The sequence below is a fragment of the Rhizobium sp. BK060 genome, from assembly GCF_014193145.1.
In the GTDB taxonomy this organism is placed as follows: Bacteria; Pseudomonadota; Alphaproteobacteria; order Rhizobiales; family Rhizobiaceae; genus Rhizobium.
In genome coordinates this window covers 130,984-151,038 of the sequence record NZ_JACHYW010000017.1, presented here as the reverse complement: position 1 = coordinate 151,038, position 20,055 = coordinate 130,984, and the positions used below count along the sequence as shown (strand labels likewise).

The window sequence follows — 20,055 nt, the reverse complement described above, 5'->3', positions numbered from 1 at the left end:
GCGTCGCGCGCAGCATCCAACTGCTCGTCCCCCCGCAAGAGCTGCCAATTCTGGGCATAGACCAACCCGTCATAATCTCTGAGATGGGACACTAGCGCCTGCCGTGCTTCCGCCCCGATAGTCGGCTTTTGCACAGTGTTGTTCTTGATCGTTCGGCCGACAACGGTTAAGCCCCGGCGATGCGAAATCTAAACCGAAACAGATTGCTGGTCGTGGTGTTTATCCTATGTCTGGCCATCGGGTTTGCCGAAATCGCGATGTCGGCGGCGATCTATTTCGGGTGGTCGCCTTAAAAGCTCGGGCATGAGGTAGATAAGATGAGGCGCGCACCGCGGCATTAAGGTGAGGCGTTCGAGGAGGCATGCGGTCGGTGCGATTACCGAGGGGGTGCACTGGGTGCGTTCACCTATACGAAGGACACCAGCGAACGAGCTTGAGGTGTGAGGGTACATCTGCTCCAACTCGCAATGATTGCCGAATCCTATCCGGAAAAGGGCGATCAGAAGACGGCTTGGTTTTCCTTTGAAGAAGCTGCCGCTATGGCGAGCCAACCGGGCTTGCGGGCGATCCTACGAAAGCTGCAGCTCCCCTAGAACAAATCGATCAAGCGTCGGTTACGGTTTTGCATCGGGCCCTTAGCGCAACTCTTCGTCAGGCGCTCGCTGGAACCAGTTCCTTGGGGCTTTTGTCGGCATGTGCGATCAGCGCGTAGAACGCGGCCCTGATGATTTCTTTTTTGGACGCCTCCGGATGTGCTTTGCGGACAGCGGCCATCAGCTTCTTCGGAGTGACGTCGGATCGCACGTCGCGCAGGATGTCTTCGCCAAGTTCCTTGAGGTCATGTTCCTTCATCGACGACTTCCATGGTTAGAGGCGGCGGGACGCCCGGTGGCCGGCTAGTCCTTCGTCGCGATCCACATGGGGTAACCGGAGGCGATGTCAAAAAGAAGGCCCACAGCGGTGCGGGCCAATGAAGGGGAAAACAGGACGCGAGGGGTGTTCTCGCAGCGGCATTTAAGTGAATTCTTATGAAGCTCGTGTGACAAGGACTTCTCCGGGGGCAGGGGTGATCCCGACTAGGCCGCGTAACGTGCGGCAACTCAAGAAACCGTGGCGAACGCCTAGCGTGCTTTTCAAACCGAGACCCGCCCTAACTGAGAGATTCTTCCTGAAGGGGTACAAGGGAGACCTCGGTTGTCGTTGTGGAACCCTCGCTCATCTGAAAATTCCGAGATGTGTGGGGAAGCAGGTCACTCATGCGATAACTTGCGCGACGAGATGAACCTTCGCGATGTGCAGCGCAGTCAATGACGCCCGCCGTTGTGCGAACGGCAAACCCGACTGCGGATCAGGTGGTTCCGAACGGAAGTGGGCGAGGGCGTCGCGCCAACATGATGGCAGCTCGATTGACGGGGCCGTTGTCATGCGCGACTCCTATCACCAGTGTAGACCTCGGAAAATCCAGCGGAACCGGCAAGCATTCTTATCGCCAATGGCACAATCCGAGAAAGCCTGCCTTGGCAAGTTGGTGGTCATGCGAGGTATCCCGAAATGCCGTCCCACAGCAGTTTCACCGCGGTCACGACCAGCAGCCCGTAGCAGATGCGGTAGATCTGACGCTGGTCAAGGACACCGTGGAGCCGCCAACCGAGTGACACGCCCGTGGGAACGGCGAGCAGACAGATCGCCATCAGTTCCCACAAACCGGCTGTAGGATTTACCAGCAACAGCCAGGGAACCGCCTTGGTCGCGTTACCGACAGTAAAGAAGAGGCTAGTCGTGCCCGCGTAGATGTCCTTGGTGAGGCCGAGGGGCAGGAGATACATCGCGAGAGGCGGCCCGCCGGAATGCGCGACCATGGTCGTGATGCCAGACGTCAGGCCGGCGGCGACCGCCTTGGGCGTCGAACGCCGACGGGTCGTTACCTCACCGCCGTTCATCAGCCACAGGCCGACAAAGATCAGCGTGATCGCAGCCATCAGGATCGCGATTACGCGGTGGTCGAGGACCCGAAACAGCAGGTAGCCGAACCCGATGCCGAGCAGGAGGCCCGGCAACAGAAGCACCAGATCCGGCTTCGACCATGTCGAGCGCCTGAAGTAGCGCAGAGCGTATAGATCCATTGCGATGAACAAGGGAGCGAGGAGTCCTCCGGCCGTGACGGGATCCATCACAAGCGATAGAAGAGGGATCCCGATAATGGCGAAGCCGCCGCCGAACGCTCCCTTGAGGAAGCAGATCAGGAACACGCCGGCGAAGGCGACGAGGATCGTGGTAGCTGTCAGTTCCATGTGACCTTCCTCGAAAGAGGACGCGTGAGAAATCCTGGGGGCGGCGCTGATACGCTTACCGAAGCGTATGGAACGTCGCGCGAAGTTCCTCGGTCAGTGGCTGTTCCCAGGCTGCGAAATGCCCTCCCTTTGGAAGGCGGTTGTAGTGGACGAGGTTCGGATAGGCCTTGCGAGTCCAGCTTTCCGGCGCGGTGTAGATCTCGTCGGGAAAGGCGCTGACGCCCACCTACTTTCAGCTATGATTCGGACACCGCCTGTGTTTCTCTCGGGCGAGTGATGAGGCCATAGGCTGCCTTCTCGATCTCGGATCGCGCAAGGCCGATGTCTTTGAGTGCGTCGCCATCAAGATCGCGAAGCCGGGCGACAGCAGACCGACGAACTGCGCAGCGTACGATCGCGGCCCATGCGGCTTTGACGATGCGCAGGGGCGACCAAAGGCGCCTTGTCACCTCCGGTCGACTTGTGATCCAGATACTTTCAGTCATCTCTCGTCTCCAATGCTCCTACGCACCGGCGCTGCGGCGTCCGGAGGCTTGTTTTGAGTTCGGCGCGCCTCAGATCGCAGGGCGTGGCCGCTTCAGGTACAATGCATTTGATGTCGGCAGAATGTTCCGATATTCTTCTCAGTGCAATCAAAACATTGAACTCGGAGCAATAATGTCGAAGTCCGAATATCTGAAGCTGGCAGATGTCGTCGCCGCCGAGATAGCGAGCGGCAAGCTAAGGCCCGGCGATCGTCTTCCGCCGCAGCGGAGCTTCGCCTACGAGCGCGGCATCGCCGTCTCGACGGCGAGCCGCGTCTATGCCGAGCTGCTGCGCCGTGGCCTCGTTGTCGGGGAAGTCGGACGAGGGACCTTCGTCTCCGGGGAAGCAAGGCGCGGCATCGCAGCTCCAGGTGAACCGCGTGGCATCCGGATTGACCTCGAGTTCAACTACCCGACACTTCCCGAGCAGACGGCGCTGATCGCGAAGAGCCTCAGAGGGCTGGACCAGCCAGCCGCGCTCGATGTCGCGCTTAGACAGGGGACCAGCATCGGCTCGCCCGTCATGAGGAGCGTTGCAGCCGCGCATCTCTCCAAAGGCACGTGGTCCGTCGACGCCGACCAACTGGTATTCACCGGCAACGGGCGGCAGAGCATTGCCGCTGCTCTCGCAGCCGTTGTCCCGACCGGCGGTCGCTGCGGAGTGGAAGCTTTGACGTATCCCTTCATCAAGGGCATCGCGCAGCGGCTCGGAATATCGCTCGTACCTCTGGCGATGGACGGAGAAGGGATGCGGCCCGACGCCGTGCAAAAGGCCCACCATGAAGCCCATCTGTCGGCCATCTATGTCCAGCCATCGATCCACAATCCGTTGGGTATGACGATGAGGTCGGCACGCCGTATCGATTTCCTGCGGGTGGTCGACGAACTCGGCCTTCCTGTTATCGAGGACAATGTCTACGCCTTTCTCGACGACGAGCTGCCGCTGGCAGCCCTCGCTCCCGACACCTGTATCGTCATCGACAGCCTGTCGAAGATGGTCGCACCGGGACTGACCCTCGGCTTTATCGTGCCACCGCATCGCATGCGGGAAAGCGTCATGGCGTCGGTGCGTTCGGGGGGATGGACTGCGTCTGGATACGCCTTCGCGGCCGCGGAGCGATTGATGGGCGACGGCACCGCGGCCAAGCTCGCCAAATTGAAGCGGACCGACGCACACGCGCGCCAGAAGCTGGCAGCCGAATGTCTGTCAGGCTTCGACATTCAGTCTCAGGAGGGCTGCTATCACCTGTGGCTGACGCTGCCGACCCACTGGCGCTCGCAAAGTTTCGTTGCCGCGGCAGCCAGGCGTGATATCGCACTGACGCCTTCGACGACATTCGCGGTCACGCCTGGCCACGCTCCGAACGCCGTCAGGCTCGCACTGGCGGCACCGGCGATGGACCAGCTCGAAGTTGGCCTGCGCACATTGGCCAGGATGCTTGATGCCGGGGAGGTCGATTTCGACTCGACGGAATGAGGGTCCGCATGCAGCCCGTGCCGCTCACAAAGGCCGGACAGAGGGGTAGTTTGGGGATCACCTGACCACGATCGGAAGCCAACGATGCTGGTCGGTTACGATAGTTGGAAAATCTGGCGGATGCGATCACCAAATGTCATTGCTTCTGCGCCGCGAGGAAAAGTGTCAGCCGATTGGAGGCGTTCTGCCTCAAGTCGGCGTGACAGGACGAGGCCCAGTTCCTCGGCGAGGGCCGGGCGGTCACGCATAAGGGCGGCAAGCGGATCCTGCTTGATCTCGTAGGCGATCACAAATGTCAGGGCGCGTATGGTCCCAGGTGCCGGCGCACCCGTCAGCATTCCCTCTTCCCCGAAGCAATGTCCTGGTGAAAGGCGGAGAAGCTCTGTTTCACGATCGCCCTCCTTCCTTGTGATCGAGACGACGCCGTTCCGTATCAGCATCAGAGAGGCCAGCCTCGTTCCTTGTTCTGCGATGATCTCGTCTTTGCGATAGGTCTGGCGCGTCATGCTCGCCGCAAGCGTCTCCTTCTCATCTTCAGTCAAGGGCGCGAAGAGGGGTATAGCGTTCAGAAGCCGCCACGCGGTGCTTGGATGCTGCCGATATGCGGGATCCTGGTCTGGAGCCACGCCGACCGACGCCGGCACAGCGAGCGGTAACCCGGCAGCCTTGCAATGCCGGAACACCAGGTCATAGATCTCGTTTGTCGCAATCGGAATGTGTGCCCTATTTCGGACTCGGCAGGTTAGCTCTACTTCAACAGCCTCACCATCGAGAGCCTTTATCGTTGCCGAGGGTGTGGGGGCATCGAGAATGTTATTCGAAGCAAAAAGAACCGTCCTCATGACCTCCGCGACTGTGGCGGGCGGTGCAGGTGTTAGCCTCACCTTGATCGCTATCCCATGGCTCTCGTCAGGACTGCTGAGATTCGTGACGTTGGCTTTCGCCAAGCGACTGTTGGGGACGGCAATCAGGTCGTTTGTGCCACTGAGAAGATGGGTGGCACGCCAATTTGTTTCGATCACCCGGCCCTCGACGCCATCGTCAAGCACGATCCAGTCGCCGACCGAGTAGGGACGCCCGAGATTCAATGCGATGCCCGAAAAGACGTCACTCAAGGTGCTTTGCAATGCAAGACCAACGATGATCGCGAACACCCCCGAAGTCGCGATCAGCGTGCCCACAGGAATGCTGAAGACATAGGCAATAAGCGAGAGGCCGGTTCCGAGGTAGATGAGGCCGACAACCAGGTCCTGGAGCAGACGTGCTTCCCGTGGTTTTCGCTCGAATATCAGAAACAGGCGAACCGAGCTGATCAACACCATGGCGCCGCCTATCCACCAGACGGCTTTGGCGAAGCCGATGAAGATCCGCCGGGACACATCGTCGGTCTGTGTATCAGGCGCGTAGGGCCGGATGCCCTCGTGGAGTAGGAGAGCGGTCAACGCAATCAGGAAGACGATGTGAGCGATGAGCCGCCAAATCGGGTGTCGGTGAAACACAAACCGGCTGAACACCAAGCCGGCGACGGCCAGCCCGAAGAGTTGAGCGATAGGGTCGCTCCAAAGCGGTAGGTTCATGGTCCTGTCCAAATTCGCAGGTGAGCTCAACTGGCTCTGCAACAGAAGCTGAGAGCCTCTCTGCTGGGGTCAGATAAAGCAAGGTCTTTCTCCACGTTCAGCTGCGCTGCGATAGCACTGAGCTGGGTGTGCCCGAGCCGTCGAAGCAACCACCCGGCGAACTTCGATCACCGATGTGGGTACGAGCCAAGGAATTGGGCCGACCGTGAGCAACCAACTGGCAATAGCCACTGACGTCTTGACCTACTTCTGCAACCTTCGATCCGCTTGCGTGGCCGACCTGTCCGTACCGCCCAAGAGGAGGCGACCTGAAGCAACACTTCTGATCGCCTGGATTGCTTTGTGCGCTTGGATCGCCTCGTTCAGGCTCTCGGTGGGTCGCCGATACTTTCTGTCTCGAAAAGACATCCGGCGGAGAAGCTGGCCTCCCTACATCACCAATCTGGCCAGGAGGTTTACAAAGGCGCCGCGAAGGGCTTGGGACCAGGTGGAATCGAACATCGTCGATGTCGCTGCGACAAGGATCGCGAGGCTGAGCGAAAACAGAGCAACAGAAAGGAGAGCTGATGGTTCGATCTGATCAGCGGTCGAAAGGGCGCTCGCTTGATCATCGCATGCCCGCAATGTCCCCGGCGTGGTGCGAGGCGCGGGGATGTTCGAGTTGGCAGGCGCTAGAAGCCGCAGTTTGAGAGCGGCGCGCTTCTTCGACTGCACGTTTTGCCTCGAGGAGAGTTCGGAGACTTTCATAGTCGTTTAGCCTGAAGAATTTATGATGGATCTACCTATGTCCTGGGCCGGGCATCAGCAATCTATCTCTTGGTATCAGTCTCGAAACAACCTGTTCGCGCATCGCCAGATCCCGACATTATGTGTTGCAGCTCAAAGGGGCGGTCGTCCGTCTGGTCGCGCAGCAGTTGGTCTTAGGGGCGACCTTGGCTGGCCGAACGCGACACGCACTTCAAGCCGCCGACCGGCAGAGGAGGCGAGTTTTGGCTGGTTTGCGTGCCGAAAGGCCCCTGGTGGCCCCCGAGTTCCCCAAATCCTATCATCGGGTCGACAGGTGCCCTGCCGCCAGTTCCGCCCGGCAAGCCTCGCCAAAATCGAGGAGAAAGTTCAGCGTGCCGGAACGCGCGAGGTCCCGGATTTCAGAGAGTGAGCGATTGGGCGTCAGATCGGTTTCAACGATTCTGGCCATCGCCAGCCCGGCTGCATCGACTACCGGCCGGGAGGAGATCAGACGCATCTGGGCGACCAATGCATAGAGTGGCACGAGGTCACAGACGTCGTTCTTCTGGTGGTCTATCGCGTCATCGTAACGCGGGTGGCTTCGGCGATGAAATCCGAAAAGAGCTTTTCGCGCTTACCAATCTCGACCGAGTGATGTTTTTCCTTCACCTGGGATCGCTGCGTCGTCCACGTGGTGGCAAACGAGGTCAGGCTGCCAATCGCGATGCCGGGAAGACCCATCAGAGCTCAGATGTATGCGTCCACGTGAATTCTCCTCTCGGAATGAGAGCAGTGGGTACCCGGAAGATAACAAGGCTTTCACCGACAAGCTCCGAACCAAGCGTGCTTGCCATCGGTACTCCTACCCCGCTAGCGGAGGACCGACCCAAGCGCCATCTGGTACGGTCGGGATGCTGTTCACCAGTCCGTCGAGCATTCCTTGCAGGACGTTCTCGGTCAGCTCCTCCATCTTGTCGCCAGGGCCGACGAGGCGATCGACCAGCAGCAACGTGAGACCGTGCATCTGGGACCAGAAGACGAGAATCGCCCCATCCATCGTGCGGGTATTGGCCTCGGTATCTGCGATTGGGCGCCCGAGAGCGCCGTCGGAAATCGCATCGACTACAAGGGTCTTCATGTTGTAAGCCGCGGTTCTTTCGATCGCGGGACGCCCATCGTCTTGACCGGCAAGGTAGCCGCCGAACATCAATCTGTAGAGCGCCGGATTGTTAACGCCGCCGCAGACATATGCGCGCGCCATAGCTGCCAGCCTCTTGCGCGGACTGTCGAGTTCCTTGGTCGCTTCTGCCATCCGCTTCGCCAGCAGCTCGAACCCCACCGCCGAGACGGCTGCTAGCAATTCGCGCTTGTCGGCAAAGTGCTTGTATGGGGCGTTGTGACTGACGCCCGCCCGACGGGCGAGCTCGCGGAGCGAAAACTCTGTGCTTTGAGACTCGCTCAGCACGTCGAGAGCGGCCGCTACGATCGCCCTGTGAAGGTCGCCGTGGTGGTAGGGCCGCTGGTCATCGGTGGAAATGTCTTGGGTCATGCCGTCCATGTAGAGTGTCAAGTTGCTTATGTCAACATTCTAGTCCCGGAAGATCTTGACATTGTCCGCTCCAGTCGCCAAGTGGGCACCATCAACATCGGGCGATGGCCTGATTTACGCAGCAGATTGAAGCTGGCCGATCAGCAACGCGGCTCACTTCCCAAACCGTACCGGAGCAAAAATGCAGTCCTTTCGATTGCTGGGAATTGGTCTCGCCTGCGCAGTTCTGGCTGCCTGCGATGGACGTCACCACGGATTCGGCGAAAATAGCAGGTGAATAAATCCGACGGCATTTTAGCTATAGCCACCCCAAATTTTATGGTCACACCAACCCGATCGCGGCCTGAAAGGCCAAGGCCTATGCGCTGGTTCAAGAAACCCATTCGCACCTTCGGCGTTGGCATCCCGAATGTTTGCTCCTAGCACATGAAACCGTGGAGACTCCCGGTTCTATTGACATTGAGGTGAGAAAAACAAGTCTCTGTGGGCTCAGGCCTCCGCAACCAACCTTCTCTGCAAATTCTGCCCATTCCGGGTCTTTGCCTCAAGCTCTTCACCGCGACGCTCGAGGAGCTCATTGCGTTTTGGCTCTGTGTCGATCTCGCCGCCTTCGAGCTTCTCCACGAAATCCGCATGCGTTGCCGCGATGAAACGGCGCTCCCGATGCGGGCAGCGACATCATGAAACCTTTTGTTTTTTAAGCCGTTGTGACGGTTATGATCGACGCTAAATTCAATCCGAGATCGATCGGCGGCGCCAAACCAGACCGTTCCGAGAAGGCATCAACTGTCGAAGTTGCACCGCCGCCAAATGTCGTGGAGCCCGATCCGGAGTTGACGGCTGAGGAGGCGGAGCAGGCGCGCAAGAGATATTTGTTGACGCGCTTCTGGATCAGCGCGCGCGGCTATTGGGGCCGCGGAGGCGACAACTTCGCGTGGCCGTGTTCACTCGGGCTATTGACGCTGATCGTCGTCAATGTCGGCTTCCAGTATGGAATCAATCTCTGGAATCGCGCAATCTTTGACGCCCTCGAGCAGCATAATGGCCGCACCGTATATCTCCTGAGCGTCGTATTCCTGCCACTCGTGCTCGGAACCATCATCCTCGTCACTGCACAGGTCGCCCTTCGCATGATGATTCAGCGCCGCTGGCGTTCCTGGCTCACGACCGCAGTGATCGCGCGCTGGCTCGCAAACGGTCGCTACTATCAGTTGAACCTCATCGGCGGCGACCACAAGAACCCCGAAGCGCGCATTTCGGAGGATTTGCGGATTGCCACCGAAGCACCCGTCGATTTCATCGCCGGCGTCATCTCCGCATTCCTGTCGGCTTCGACCTTCATCGTGGTGCTCTGGACGATCGGCGGAGCCATGCATCTGACAATCGCAAGCTCGACCGTTACCATTCCCGGCTTCCTCGTCATCACTGCAGTACTCTACGCCGCGATCACGTCCAGCTCGATGGCGGTCATCGGCCGCAATTTCGTCCACGTCTCCGAGGTCAAAAATCAGGCGGAAGCCGAATTTCGCTATACGCTGACGCATGTCCGGGAAAACGGCGAGAGTATTGCACTGCTTGGCGGTGAGGAGGAAGAGCGTAGCGACCTCGATAAGACCTTTACCAATGTGCTCAGGCAATGGGCGCTCCTTGCACGCCAGCACATGCGAACGACGCTTGTGTCGCAGGGATCGAGCCTGTTCGCGCCTGTCGTGCCCGTCTTGCTTTGCGCTCCAAAGTTTCTCGAAGGCAGCATGACGCTTGGACAAGTGATGCAGGCCGCCTCCGCCTTTGCCATCGTTCAGAGCGCATTCGGATGGCTCGTCGACAATTATCCTCGTCTCGCCGATTGGAATGCCTGTGCACGGCGCATTGCCTCGCTAATGATGTCGCTCGACGGGCTTGAGCGCGCGGAACAGAGCAACGACTTGGGACGCATCAAGCGCGGTGAAACGGAAGGCGATGTGATGCTCAGTCTAAGCGATCTCTCCGTGTCGCTTGACGACGGCACCGCCGTGGTCAAGGAAACCCAGGTCGAGATCGAACCAAGTGAGCGGGTGCTCGTGGCCGGTGAATCCGGTTCGGGCAAGAGCACCCTGGTGCGGGCCATCGCAGGTCTCTGGCCGTGGGGTGACGGCAGCGTCAATTTCCACGCCGACATGCAACTCTTCATGCTGCCGCAACGGCCTTACATCCCTGCGGGGACGCTCCGCCGTGCCGTCGCTTATCCCGGCGCCGCCGATAGTTGGACCTTGGACAAGATCAAGGCGGCCCTCGACAAGGTGGGGCTCGATTATCTGATCGACAAGATCGAGGAGGACGCGCCTTGGGACCAGACGCTGTCAGGTGGCGAAAAGCAGCGGCTCGCGTTTGCGCGTCTGCTGCTACACAATCCTGATATCATTGTGCTGGATGAAGCAACGTCAGCACTCGACGAGAAGAGCCAGGACAAGATGATGGAGATGGTGATCCACGAATTGCCGAAGGTCACCATCATAAGCGTAGCGCATCGAGCCGAGCTCGAAGCCTTCCATAGCCGCAAAATCACGTTGGAGCGGCGCGAGGGCGGCGCAAAGCTTGTCAGTGATGTTGATCTTGTCCAGCGCAAGAGAAAACGGAACTTGCTTTTGCGCCTCGTGAAGAACCCGCCGGTCCTGCCGGAAGCCAGCACGACCTCGATTGGAATGCGGCCTTCCAAGCGTAAAAACTGAAGTCCCCCTAAGCGTTTCATGGCCCGCATTCGCCTCTCGTAGTGCTCCCTGGAAAGGACGTTCTATGAACGCGAGTTTCGAGTTTGCGGTTGCACGCTGAACGTCGACGATCTTCGACAAGACCTCAATTCGCGCATCGAAATCGGTCCCATGCGCAATCTGCAACGTCATTCGACGCGGTGGCGTCAGAAGCAGGAACTTTGTCCCCGGCCGACAGTTAGTTTGCTTGAGACAAAGGAGAAGAAAAATGCCCGCAAAATCCAAAGCTCAGCAGAAAGCAGCTGGTGCCGCCCTTTCGGCAAAGCGTGGTCAAACACCAAAGAACAGGCTCAAAGGGGCATCCAAGGAAATGGTGGACTCCATGAGCGAGAAGCAACTCGAGGAGTTCGCGTCGACGAAACGGCGAGGAAAGCCAGACCGCGTTTCGCACTAATTCCAGGCAGCCGTGCCGCGCTGCTTTCGCCGATTAAGATTAATCACAGGGCTCGACTATTCTCGCGCCCGTAGCGGGAAGAGCTTCGTCTGTCTACATGGGAAGGAAGCAGAACAGGGCTTACGCTCACATCACTCATCAAAGCGATCATCGGGGGCGTCTCCGGCGTCTAACGACCACGTCCTTGTTCTTTTCGAGGGCTCTGCTGCCGATCGCCCCGAATTGCAGTGCGGAACATTGCGCTTTTGCGTGTTGCCGGCCGCGGTTCTTCTCCAGTTTCAACGCCTCGGCCGATATTGGTGCTGACCAGATCCGTGCGGATCGTAGCGGTCCTTCGCCTGAGGAATTCGAAGCCATACTCGTCGACGCTGACGGCCAAGTAAAGTTTCGGTCGATGCGACCGGTCAGCGTTCAGTATGTCATAGACTTGATCGACAAAGTACCCCTTAGGATTGAGTAGCCTCGCACACGCGGTGGGCTGATGCGCTATCCCGAATACGATCGGGGCTGGCAAGTACGAATTGACCGGCAGCGAAGACTCGTTGTCGCTTCCGGATAGATGGTGCAACGGGCGGAACCCAGCCAGCCAGGTTTGAAAGGCTGGTGGTCGTCCCTCACAATGATGGTGTCGCGGAACCAGGAGTGGCCTGGCTTTGAAAATCCTGCCTGTGAGGATGGAGCCTCGCTCTGGCTTCCTAAGGTTTTCCAATGCGAGCTTGATGTTCCCATTCAGAACGCTATTGCGGTTCAGGCAGACTGCGCTGCTGACCCGGAGCCCTGCTCGGGGGGATCACGCGCAGGGTACCGCTCGAAGGAGCCGGGCGCTCCAGCGCTTCGTCGCCTGATGCCGGCGGTACGATCACGCCATTGCAACGGGCCAAGTCTGCATCGCCGCCGCTCCGAGATGGTGAACCTTCCTGCAATTCCTGTTGCGACGGAGCCTGACATCGTTCTGAAACCGGCTTTCTCGTGCTTTGACCAACGGCGTCCGTCGAGATCAACAGAACCAGGATGGCAGCGATGTTGCGCATGAAGTGCATCAGCATCCTCCGCAGCATTGTATTCAATGGCCAACTGCCGACTCCGTGCAAAAGTTCCAGTCTGAGATGATGCGATGTGGGATCAAAGCGCTGGGAAGCATCAGGTGATTTCTGAAGATCTCGTGGCAAACGGCGATGGTAAGGAGCTGCAGCGTTGCCATTCGTAAGCCGGAATTAACGCTCAAAGCTTGTCGCGTCCCCAAGAGATGCGTCGTCCGAAACCTACCGTTCCACATCCAGCCTCACCAGAAGCGGCAAATGGTCGGACGCCCGCCTGCCGGCCGATCAGCCGTGATCGCTACGGAAGCGACCTGGAGGTCCTTTGATACGAAAACATGATCGACGCGCAGCAGCGGGTAGCGCGATGGATATGTCGGCCGCGGCTTCGTTTGGGCCAACAACTGGGCGTCGCAAAAATGCGTCGCCAAGCTTTTGTAGGCGGCGACGATGGAATGGCGTTCAAGTCCCCGCAGACGATCGCCGGTAGGGCCGGGAATCGGGCGTTTGCGATCCAGTCTTCGCCGAGGAGCTCTGTTACTTGCCGGTTGCGGGACCAAGGTGCGTGTTGATCACATTGAGAGGCACCGTGGACGTCAACCTGCACCCAGATCGCGGCCCGCGTGTCTCGCCGACCGCCCACCACCCTCGATCAGAATCCGGCGATATGTCTCTATCCTCGCACTAAGTGCGAACCGCGGTGATGACCAATTCAATGTCACCATGTCCTAGAGATAGAAGGCTACTTGGGGACATCATCGTGCTCCAGGCTTTTGGCAAGAGCTTTAAGATCTCCCAAGCGGCCGAGGCCGGACAAAGGGGGCCGATCACTCAGCACAAGGTGACCTGCAAGGTTCCACTAAACGCTATCAGGGCAAGAAAGACCCCGCAGTCGCGGATGCGGGGCTAAGGCGCGAGTTGGACTTTGAGGGTCTCATTTCCCAAAGCCATAACCAAAACATTCCGCACCGGAATTTTTCCTGCTCTCTTTCAAAAAGAGCCCCGCAATTGCCAGCGGGGCGAGGAAGAGTCATGGAAAGGAACGGCAGGGATGTCATAACCTACCGTCTCTATGCTCAACGCGGCCCGCTGAGTTTCGTTCCCATCAGATTAGTTGTTGTTGTCAGCGCATGTGTCTTCGGTATTTTCGGTATCGCTGTTGCCACCTTGGGCGTGCCGGCCTTCCTCGATGCATCTCGACAACTGCCAGTGCCTCCGTGGTCGGTGGCTGACGGTGCCGCAAATCTCGCGTCAGGATCGAAGTCAGATAGGACCGTGCCCAATCTTGCCGTCGTCGGTTCGCTGCTGCGGCTGATTGCTTCGGGGAATCCCCGGGCAGAACGAGTTGGACAAAGTCGTCTCCAATCCAAGCACTTCACAGGAGGGATTTCTGCAGGGGGCGGCAAACGTCCTCTCGCGCTTCAATCGAAGCGCGAGAGGAAGCTAGATACCTTTTCCAAGCAGAGCGCCTTTTCTTCGACATGCGGCATGTGACTCGAGTTTTCGAATAGCACCCACTCGCATCCCCTGATCTTGTCGACATAGGGCCTCACAACGAGCGGTGTGGCCTCGTCGTATTTGCCTGAAATCAGCAGGGTAGGGGCTTCTATGAGATGCAGACGGTCTTCGATCGTCCAGTCCTTCATCGTGCCGATGACGTGGAATTCGGTCGGCCCGTTCATGTTGCGGTAGACGGTATTGTCCTCGTCCATGATGGCGAAGGTGCGCGCGACTTCGGCAGGCCATGGCGAAACGCGGCAGACATAGCGGTCGTAGAAGACCCGCGATGCGGTGATGTATTCAGGATCGGTGATCGTAGCGGCCTTCTCATGCCTCAAAAGCGTGTCCTGCACATCCTGCGGCAGCTCCTCGCGCAGACGGTTTGCTTCCGCAACCCAGGTGTGCATGTTGGCTGGCGAATTGGCGATGACGAGCGCCTTCAGCCCCTTCGGCCGTCGCACGGCGTGCTCGGCGCCGAGCATGCCGCCCCAGGACTGGCCGAGGAAGGCGTAGCGATCCTGAATGCCCAGGTGCTTCAGGAGCGCGTCCAATTCTTCGAGGAAAAGACCAGGGGTCCAGAAGTCCGGCCCTTTATCCGGCAGGCGGGTGGAATGGCCATTGCCGAGCTGGTCGTAGTGAATGACCGGCCGGCCGTCGATCTCGGTGATGCCCCTGAAGCTGTCGACGTAGTCGTGCGTGCAGCCGGGACCGCCATGGGCGACGACAAGCGGCAACTTGTAGCTGTCGAGCGACCCGGTGACGCGATACCAGGTTCGGTATTCGCGAAAGGGCAGGAAGGCGTCCTTCGACGCAAGTGCGTTCACGTGCTCCTCCATGTCGTGGCGATAGATGGAAAAGCATACCGCGGCTAAAAGAGGCGCGGCAGCTATCACAAGTTATAGGATGGGCGGTCCTCGAGCAGCCGGTAATGAGTGGCGCGCACGACCGCCTGGGTGCGGTTCTTAGCGCCGAGCTTCTTGGCCGCAGCGTTGAGGTGCATGACGACGGTGGGAACGGAGCGGTCGATGACGCGGGAGATTTCCTTGGCCGAAAGGCCCTCGGCGGAATAGCGCAGGCATTGGCGCTCGCGCTCCGTCAGCCTTGCCTTGCCGGTGCTGAACGTCTTCGTATCGAAGAGCGAATAGGCGGCCTCATGGAAAACATGTGCGAGGAGGTTGAAGTCGGCGATGTAGCGCAGCGCGTGCCTTTCGAATTCCCGGTCGCCGCCGAAGCGCACGCCGGTGACGGTTGCATAGTCGCCGCGCGGCATATGGACCGGCACGGTAACGCCGGTCGACATGTCCCTTTCGCTTAGATAACGCGCGACCGGAGCCGTGTCCTCGGTCATGAAACGGCGGATCAGCGTGTCTGCCTCCGCATCGTAGTTCCAGAAGAAGGGGGTGGAGGTGCGCAGCGCCACCTGCTGGACCGGATCGATGCGGAAATAACCGTGGTTGAACCAGTAGTCATGCATGTCGTCGGAAATGTTGCGGAGTTTCAGCAGCGATGGAATCATGATTTCGCCGTCGAGATCGTAGGGCACCGGCGTATAATCGTAGATCAGCGCCTCGAAACCGATAGCCTTCATCGCTTCGAAGACCTGGTCGATCCGGCCGTCCAGCGTTTGATGATCCGTGAACTGTCGTCTGATCGTGCCGATTTCGTCAATCATCGCTGGCTCCACAGGCCTCGAGCCGATCCTATCACTTCTTATAGCTGGCGCCCGACATCGTTTGAGGTAAAAATTAGCAGTGCCCAAATATTAAGCAAGCACTTTCTTCGTCGGAGTGGTCAATGTGGCGTGAGATCGAGCCCGATGCTCGACTTGAGATCGAAGTCGATGGCCACAAGGTGGTGGCCTACAGTTTCGGGGATGGAGCGGAGACGGTTTTCTGCCTCAATGGCGGGCCGGGACTGCCCTGCGACTATCTGCGCGAGGCGCATTCCTGTCTGATCGATCAACGCTACCGCGTCGTTGCCTTTGATCAACTCGGGACCGGCGCGTCGGACCGTCCGACCGATTCATCGCTCTGGACGATCGGCCGCTATGTCGAGGAGACCGAGACCGTGCGCAAGGCGCTTGGGCTCGGCAAAGTGCACATGCTCGGTCACTCCTGGGGTGGGTGGCTGGCGATCGATTATTCACTCACCTATCCTGGCAACCTGCAGACGCTGATCCTTGAGGATACCGCTGGGGACATGCCGCATCTGATCCTGGAACTAGAGCGGTTGCGTGCCGCGCTCGGGCCGGAAACGGTGGCGATGATGCAGAAGCACGAAGCCCGGGGCACGTACGACCACCCCGAATATCTCGCCGCCGTCACCATTCTCAATTATCGCCACGTGTGCCGCCTGACGGAATGGCCCGCACCTGTTCGCCGATCGCTCGGCGACTGGAACATGGGCCCCTACGGCACCATGCAGGGCCCGAACGAATTCCTCTATACCGGCAACCTGAAGGACTGGAACCGCGTTCCGGATCTGCCCTCCATGACGGTCCCGACATTGATCACCTGCGGTGAGCACGACGAATTGACGCCTGCCTGCGCGCTGAAGATGAAACTCGCCATCCCGAACGCCGAACTGAAGGTGTTCGCCAACGCAAGCCACATGCCCTTCTACGAAAACCCTGCGGATTACTATCCGGCACTTCTCGATTTCCTGGCACGCAACAGGTCGAACTGATGCATAAGCCTGCAGACGACAGCATCAGACGACGGAGGCACCGGCATCGCCATGCATCGCTATAGGTTCGTTTTCCGAAGGCCTCTCCAGTTCCTGCCGGTCATCGCCGGCATCAGCATCATCACCTTCGTGCTGGTGAGGCTGATTCCCGGCGATCCGGCGCGCGTGCTGCTCGGCACACGCGCCACGCCGACGGCGATCGCCAATATCCGCGCCCAATATGGCCTCGATGAGCCGATCTGGCTGCAGTATCTCTATTTCCTGAAAAACCTCGCCAAAGGCGAGATGGGAAAGTCGATCCTCTACAAGATCGACGTGCTCAAATTGATCGCGACGCGTATCGAGCCGACGATCGCACTCGTCATTTCGAGCGTCGTGCTGTCCGTCGTGATCGCCGTGCCGCTCGCGGCAATCGCGGCGCGCAACGCGGGGCGGGCGCCGGATCATGCCGTACGCATCATTTCGACGTTCGGCATCGGATTCCCGCCCTTCTGGCTTGGCCTGATGCTGATCATCCTGTTCAGCGTCAAGCTCGACCTGCTGCCGGTGTCCGGTTACGGATCGACGATCGCCGATAAGCTCTCTCATCTCATTCTTCCGAGCCTCACCATCGCGCTGTCGCTGTCGACCGTTCTGACACGCAGCCTCAGGACGGCAATGATCGAGGCTCTGAAATCGGATGTGGCGACGGCAGCGCGCGCTCGCGGCATGCCTGAGCGCATCGTCTTCTGGCGTCACGTGGTGCCGAACTCGCTGGTGCCGACCATCAACCTGCTCGCCGTCAACACCGGCTGGCTGATCGGCGGAACCGTCGTTATCGAGAGCGTCTTTGCGCTACCGGGCATGGGGCAGTTGCTGGTGCGCGCCATCTTCTCGCGCGACTACATGGTCGTGCAGGGCGTCGCCATGGTCTTTGCCTGTGCAACGGTGCTCGTCAATTTCCTCGCCGACATTGCCACCGTCGCGGCCGATCCGCGGGTGAAGCTATGAGTACGATGGCCGTCTCACCCTGTGCTGCGGGCTGGCGAACGTTCCTGGGCAGGCGCACCATGCTCACCGTCGGTGCATCGATCTTGCTGTTCTTCATTCTCATGGCAATTGCGGCGCCGCTGATTGCGCCGTACGATCCGATCCTTCAAGACAGCAATGCGCGCCTGCAATTGCCGTCCCTCCTGCATCCACTCGGTACCGACAACTTCGGTCGCGATATCCTCGCACGCATCATCTGGGGTGCGCGGATCGACCTGCAGATCGCGGTGATCGGTGTCGCCTTTCCGTTCCTGATCGGCACGGTCGTCGGCACGGTCGCCGGCTTCTTCGGCGGCATCGTCGATGCGATCTTCATGCGGATCGTCGACATCATCATGGCCTTTCCCTTTCTGGTGCTCATGCTGTCGATCATCACCATCCTCGGGCCGGGCCTCGGCAGCTTCTATATCGCCATGGCTCTCGTCGGTTGGGTCTCATACGCACGGTTGATCCGAGCGCAGATCCTTGTCCTGAAAAACAGCGATTACGCCGTGGCAGCGGTCAGCCTCGGCTTTGGCCGCATGCGGATCATGTTCCGCCATCTGCTGCCGAACGCCATTGCCGGATCGATCGTGTTTTCGATGTCCGATGCCGTGCTCGTCCTGCTCAGCGGCGCCGCTGTCAGCTATCTTGGGCTCGGCGTCCAGCCACCGGTTGCCGAATGGGGCGTCATGGTCGCGGAAGGCCAGGGCTTCATCACCACAGCCTGGTGGATCACGTTGTTTCCCGGCCTTTCCATCGTCTTCCTTGCCTTCGGTTTCAGCATTGTCGGTGATGCGTTCGGCGAACTGCTCGGAGTGCATGAATGAGCGCCTCCGTCCTTTCGGTTCGCGCTCTCACGGTCAAGGCGCATCTCGACCATGAAACGCGCACGCTGCTCGATGCCGTATCGCTCGATCTGGCAAAGGGTGAGATACTCGGGCTGGTCGGCGAAAGCGGTTCCGGCAAGAGCCTGTTCTGCTGCTCGCTAATCCGTTTGCTTCCATCCTCGCGGTTGAGGATCGAAGACGGCTCAATCCTTCTCCAAGGGCGCGACCTGACTACCGTCAGCGACACCGAGATGCTCGACATCCGCGGCAGCGAGATCGGCATGATCTTCCAGAACCCGACGAGCCATCTCGATCCGGTGATGAGGATCGGCGATCAGATTGCCGAGGGCATCCGCTATCATCAGGGCCTCGACGGGAGGGCAGCCCGCGCGGCCGCGATCGAGATCTTGTCGCAGGTCGGTTTTCCAGACCCGCCTCGTCAGTATGACAGCTATCCGCACGAGCTCTCCGGCGGCATGCGCCAGCGCGCCATGATCGGCGTGGCGCTGTCGTGCAATCCGAAAATCCTGATCGCCGACGAGCCGACGACCGCGCTCGACGTGACCATCCAGGCGCAGATCCTGCAGTTGCTGATCGAACTTCGCGACACGCGCGGCCTGTCGATCATCCTCATCACCCACGATCTCGGCATCGTAGCGCAAACCTGCGACCGGATCGCGGTCATGCGCAACGGCAGGCTTCTGGAGCAGGGCCCGAAGCGGCAGATCCTGTCGCACCCGCAGGACCCCTACACCATCAAGCTCATTCACAGCCACCCGTCGATGCCGGATGGCGCTGCCGTAGCAAGAAGCGCCGGACTGCCTGCGACGGCGGCGGTGAAGCCGATACTGGAGATCGACGACCTGCATGTGCGCTTTCCGGTCGGCGGCAGCCTTTTCAAGGGAAGTGCGGCAAAGACCGTCAGTGCCGTCTCCGGCATCAGCCTGCGGATCATGCCGGGCGAGACGGTCGGTATTGTCGGGGAATCTGGCAGCGGCAAGAGCACGCTCTCACGCGCGATACTGGGTCTGACGCCGATCTCCTGCGGGCACATCAGTTTCGACGGTGCCGATCTTGCCCTGCAGAAAAGCGCGAGCTTGGCGAAGCTCAGGCGCGAGGCCGCCATGGTCTTCCAGGATCCGTTCAACGCCTTGAACCCACGGATGACCATCGGCCAGACCATCGGCGAGGTGCTGGCGGTGCGTGGCGAGGTCCCGAAGGCCGACATCCCCGCGCAGATCGGAGAATTGCTGGATCTCGTCGGGCTCGAGCGCGAGTTCGCCGAACGCAAGCCACGCTCGATGAGCGGCGGCCAGTGCCAGCGCGCCGGGATCGCCCGCGCACTTGCCGTCAATCCGAAGCTGATCATCGCCGACGAATGCGTGGCCGCGCTCGACGTCACGATTCAGGCGCAGATTATCGACCTGTTCCGCGAGCTGGCAGCAAGCATGAACCTGACGCTGCTGTTCATCGCGCATGACTTGGCCATCGTCCGCAATCTCTGTGCGCGCACGATCGTCATGTATCGCGGCGAGGTGGTCGAGGACGGTCCGTCGGAAGAGATCTTCGCGCGTCCGAAACACCCTTACACCGCTCGACTGGTGGCCGCGATCCCGGACATCAACCCGGACAGGCCGCTGCTTGGCGATATCCGAACTGCTCCTGCCAACATCCTATCCATCAAGCGCATTCCACAATAACGAAGGGAAC

The 20,055-nt window shown here is 59.6% G+C and carries 17 protein-coding genes and 3 pseudogenes; 8 read left to right on the top strand and 12 right to left on the bottom strand.

Annotation, left to right across the window (positions count from 1 at the left end; translation table 11 throughout):
- Positions 1 to 651: 651 nt before the first annotated feature.
- From FHT71_RS19715 to FHT71_RS19700, 4 genes and pseudogenes are all read right to left on the bottom strand, one after another.
- The gene (locus tag FHT71_RS19715) at positions 652 to 852 is read right to left on the bottom strand and encodes a hypothetical protein (RefSeq protein WP_132589499.1); all 201 of its coding nucleotides are present in this window, start codon (positions 850 to 852) and stop codon (positions 652 to 654) included.
- Positions 853 to 1,532: 680 nt separating this feature from the next.
- Positions 1,533 to 2,291 (bottom strand): sulfite exporter TauE/SafE family protein, encoded by a 759-nt coding sequence (locus FHT71_RS19710; RefSeq protein ID WP_183721553.1) that lies wholly within the window; start codon positions 2,289 to 2,291, stop codon positions 1,533 to 1,535.
- Positions 2,292 to 2,346: 55 nt separating this feature from the next.
- A pseudogene (locus FHT71_RS19705) lies at positions 2,347 to 2,511 on the bottom strand (epoxide hydrolase); the annotation flags it as partial.
- Between the two features lie 16 nt (positions 2,512 to 2,527).
- Positions 2,528 to 2,776 (bottom strand): DUF1127 domain-containing protein, encoded by a 249-nt coding sequence (locus tag FHT71_RS19700; protein ID WP_183721550.1) that lies wholly within the window; start codon positions 2,774 to 2,776, stop codon positions 2,528 to 2,530.
- A gap of 172 nt (positions 2,777 to 2,948) precedes the next feature.
- Here FHT71_RS19700 and FHT71_RS19695 point away from each other — a divergent pair, with 172 nt between their 5' ends.
- Positions 2,949 to 4,292: a PLP-dependent aminotransferase family protein gene (locus FHT71_RS19695; RefSeq protein WP_132589505.1), complete on the top strand. Its 1,344-nt coding sequence runs from the start codon at positions 2,949 to 2,951 to the stop codon at positions 4,290 to 4,292.
- Positions 4,293 to 4,387: 95 nt separating this feature from the next.
- On the opposite strand, the gene FHT71_RS19690 is transcribed toward FHT71_RS19695, so the two are convergent.
- The 4 genes and pseudogenes from FHT71_RS19690 to FHT71_RS19675 all read right to left on the bottom strand — a co-directional run bounded on the left by FHT71_RS19690 (position 4,388) and on the right by FHT71_RS19675 (position 8,144).
- The gene (locus FHT71_RS19690) at positions 4,388 to 5,869 is read right to left on the bottom strand and encodes a mechanosensitive ion channel family protein (RefSeq protein WP_132589507.1); all 1,482 of its coding nucleotides are present in this window, start codon (positions 5,867 to 5,869) and stop codon (positions 4,388 to 4,390) included.
- Between the two features lie 429 nt (positions 5,870 to 6,298).
- Positions 6,299 to 6,616 carry a hypothetical protein gene (locus FHT71_RS19685; protein ID WP_132589509.1) on the bottom strand — a complete coding sequence of 106 codons (318 nt, stop codon included), beginning with the start codon at positions 6,614 to 6,616 and terminating at the stop codon, positions 6,299 to 6,301.
- 298 nt (positions 6,617 to 6,914) lie between these two features.
- A pseudogene (locus FHT71_RS19680) lies at positions 6,915 to 7,336 on the bottom strand (hypothetical protein).
- A 121-nt stretch (positions 7,337 to 7,457) separates the two neighbouring features.
- Positions 7,458 to 8,144 (bottom strand): TetR/AcrR family transcriptional regulator, encoded by a 687-nt coding sequence (locus FHT71_RS19675; RefSeq protein ID WP_132589767.1) that lies wholly within the window; start codon positions 8,142 to 8,144, stop codon positions 7,458 to 7,460.
- A gap of 716 nt (positions 8,145 to 8,860) precedes the next feature.
- On the opposite strand from FHT71_RS19675, the gene FHT71_RS19670 reads away from it, so the two are divergent.
- The 3 genes from FHT71_RS19670 (at position 8,861) to FHT71_RS31230 (ending at position 11,745) form a co-directional block, all read left to right on the top strand.
- Positions 8,861 to 10,852, top strand: coding sequence for an ABC transporter ATP-binding protein/permease (locus FHT71_RS19670; RefSeq protein WP_183721547.1), 1,992 nt, complete (start codon positions 8,861 to 8,863; stop codon positions 10,850 to 10,852).
- Positions 10,853 to 11,099: 247 nt separating this feature from the next.
- A complete protein-coding gene (locus FHT71_RS19665; protein ID WP_007801332.1) occupies positions 11,100 to 11,285 on the top strand; it encodes a DUF3008 family protein in 186 nt (61 codons plus the stop codon).
- A gap of 97 nt (positions 11,286 to 11,382) precedes the next feature.
- Positions 11,383 to 11,745, top strand: a complete 363-nt coding sequence (locus FHT71_RS31230) for a DUF4174 domain-containing protein (RefSeq protein WP_246718048.1) — start codon at positions 11,383 to 11,385, stop codon at positions 11,743 to 11,745.
- Positions 11,746 to 12,623: 878 nt separating this feature from the next.
- Here the strand turns inward: FHT71_RS31230 and FHT71_RS32370 are convergent.
- From FHT71_RS32370 to FHT71_RS19645, 4 genes and pseudogenes are all read right to left on the bottom strand, one after another.
- Complete coding sequence (locus tag FHT71_RS32370; protein ID WP_348649314.1) at positions 12,624 to 12,929, bottom strand: endonuclease/exonuclease/phosphatase family protein; 306 nt, start codon at positions 12,927 to 12,929, stop codon at positions 12,624 to 12,626.
- Positions 12,930 to 13,559: 630 nt separating this feature from the next.
- A pseudogene (locus FHT71_RS31830) lies at positions 13,560 to 13,694 on the bottom strand (AAA family ATPase); the annotation flags it as partial.
- Between the two features lie 49 nt (positions 13,695 to 13,743).
- Entirely contained in the window at positions 13,744 to 14,658 is a 915-nt protein-coding gene (locus FHT71_RS19650) for a proline iminopeptidase-family hydrolase (RefSeq protein WP_183721544.1), read from the bottom strand.
- Between the two features lie 53 nt (positions 14,659 to 14,711).
- On the bottom strand, positions 14,712 to 15,494 hold the full coding sequence (locus tag FHT71_RS19645) for a LuxR family transcriptional regulator (protein WP_183721540.1): 783 nt from the start codon (positions 15,492 to 15,494) through the stop codon (positions 14,712 to 14,714).
- 122 nt (positions 15,495 to 15,616) lie between these two features.
- On the opposite strand from FHT71_RS19645, the gene FHT71_RS19640 reads away from it, so the two are divergent.
- From FHT71_RS19640 to FHT71_RS19625, 4 genes are read left to right on the top strand one after another with little or no spacing between them, the layout of a single operon-like run.
- Complete coding sequence (locus FHT71_RS19640; protein WP_132589515.1) at positions 15,617 to 16,507, top strand: proline iminopeptidase-family hydrolase; 891 nt, start codon at positions 15,617 to 15,619, stop codon at positions 16,505 to 16,507.
- 51 nt (positions 16,508 to 16,558) lie between these two features.
- Positions 16,559 to 17,497 (top strand): ABC transporter permease, encoded by a 939-nt coding sequence (locus tag FHT71_RS19635; RefSeq protein ID WP_183721538.1) that lies wholly within the window; start codon positions 16,559 to 16,561, stop codon positions 17,495 to 17,497.
- Positions 17,494 to 18,345, top strand: a complete 852-nt coding sequence (locus tag FHT71_RS19630; RefSeq protein WP_132589519.1) for an ABC transporter permease — start codon at positions 17,494 to 17,496, stop codon at positions 18,343 to 18,345. Before FHT71_RS19635 ends, FHT71_RS19630 begins: the two co-directional genes overlap by 4 nt.
- Entirely contained in the window at positions 18,342 to 20,045 is a 1,704-nt protein-coding gene (locus tag FHT71_RS19625; protein WP_183721534.1) for an ABC transporter ATP-binding protein, read from the top strand. Before FHT71_RS19630 ends, FHT71_RS19625 begins: the two co-directional genes overlap by 4 nt.
- The last annotated feature ends 10 nt before the right edge of the window (positions 20,046 to 20,055 follow it).